General features: G+C 37.8%; 3 protein-coding genes. 2 read left to right on the top strand and 1 reads right to left on the bottom strand.

The features are described 5' to 3' along the window. Both Ga0466249_RS25730 and Ga0466249_RS25725 read left to right on the top strand, forming a co-directional pair. Positions 1-327: hypothetical protein (locus tag Ga0466249_RS25730; protein ID WP_215832359.1), on the top strand; the 327-nt coding region annotated here is incomplete at its 5' end. Between the two features lie 141 nt (positions 328-468). Next, positions 469-849 (top strand): hypothetical protein, encoded by a 381-nt coding sequence (locus Ga0466249_RS25725; protein ID WP_215832358.1) that lies wholly within the window; start codon positions 469-471, stop codon positions 847-849. Positions 850-1,064: 215 nt separating this feature from the next. On the opposite strand, the gene Ga0466249_RS25720 is transcribed toward Ga0466249_RS25725, so the two are convergent. Further along, positions 1,065-1,415, bottom strand: a 351-nt coding sequence (locus Ga0466249_RS25720) for a DUF6143 family protein (RefSeq protein WP_246589063.1), incomplete at its 5' end; no start/stop codon positions are given.

Here is a 1,415-nt window from a genome sequence, read left to right as displayed (position 1 = left end):
CAGCAAGAATGTTATGCGGCAGAGATTGTTCGAAAACAGCAGGCATTAGAAGAAATTACAGAAAGAAAAGCACTAATCCACCATTTTCTTGAACAATCTCAAACTGCTCGTGCTGAAACAAGTCACGCTTTACGTGAAAAAATAATGGCCTTCGTTAATAATGAGCGTCAGGAAATAGCTAACTTATTAGATTCATTTCAAGCAGAACGTCAGGAATTCATACCAGAGCAGCGTAAATTCCTGGTTGGCTTTATCGAAAATCTCAAAGTCCAAGAGCTAGAACGACGCCGGTGTACTCGAGAATATCTCTATGAATTATTGATCTAAATTTTTAATATAGAATATAATCTCTATTTATTGATAATTATTCTTCCTGCTGCTTGTAGGAAGATTTTTTTTTTAACTACAGGTTATCAACCTATTCATGATTAAAACGACTAGAATATTTTAATACGAGGAGAGAATGATATGTCTGATTCTGTTGAAGCCAGTACCTCACTAAACTCTATTTTCAAACCTACCCTGAGGAACAATTGTCAGCCAACTTTTTTTGAATTAGCCATTCTAAACATCGACCAATGTCCTTGTGACGGTCAAGCAATAACGTATTGGCAAGCTGCAGACCCTATAAATGGATTCATCTTTATAGCAAATAAAGGGCATTCTGTCATGAAGGTAACGATTACCCAATCCGACTCCAGGCCCCCCTTAACAGATACTATTCTTCCCTGCCAGTCAAAATTTTTTTCCAGTACCTTGTTAACAGGATTTACGATTGAATGCATAGGCTATACATGTGAAGCGAACAAATGCATTGGTGAGGCTATTATCATGCTTAACGCTATCTGACCCGGTCCATAGAGAATTGAAATTAACCTGAAAGAATACTTCGCCCAATTTTTTTCGTCTTCGTCTATATATGGAGACATAAATAAATCACCATTTCTTATCAAATCTTATAAAATACAAAGCAGTCAAAGAAATAGAAGCCTGCAGAATCAAGTGTGATAAACTCTAAAAATCCATGCCCATCAGTTTTAAAAACAAGGGGGATCTCAGAATTTTTATTCTGAGACCACCCTTGTTTTTTGTTCGGCTATAGTCTTTAAATGTCTTGATCTTCTTATGATTCTTTTCTTTTCTTCCCACCAGCCAAAAGCAATTCTAGCCTGCAAGCAGGCTAGCTCCTGCCCTACTAAAAAGATGCCAAAAGAACCTCCCGGCGGAATAATAAACATTCCCTCTTTTTCTGCTACAACTGTCGTTATGGCAGGAATTACCCTATCAAAAGGATTCACTCCGTCATTTGGCACATCAGAAATCTCTTGAGCAAATTTCAACTCCACTGCCGGTCTCCGGTTCATAAATAATGTCATATTAGACGGCGTTACCAGATTGGAAGCAGTTTCTGTCCC

Origin of the sequence: Pelorhabdus rhamnosifermentans (genome assembly GCF_018835585.1) — a bacterium.
Taxonomy (GTDB): Bacteria; Bacillota; Negativicutes; order UMGS1260; family UMGS1260; genus Pelorhabdus; species Pelorhabdus rhamnosifermentans.
The sequence above is the reverse complement of the archived record's forward strand: the minus strand, read 5'-3'. Positions and strand labels throughout refer to the sequence as shown.

Coding starts and splice junctions, on each gene's coding strand:
- Ga0466249_RS25725 (WP_215832358.1), top strand. CDS start 469: ATGTCTGATTCTGTTGAAGCCAGTACCTCACTAAACTCTATTTTCAAA.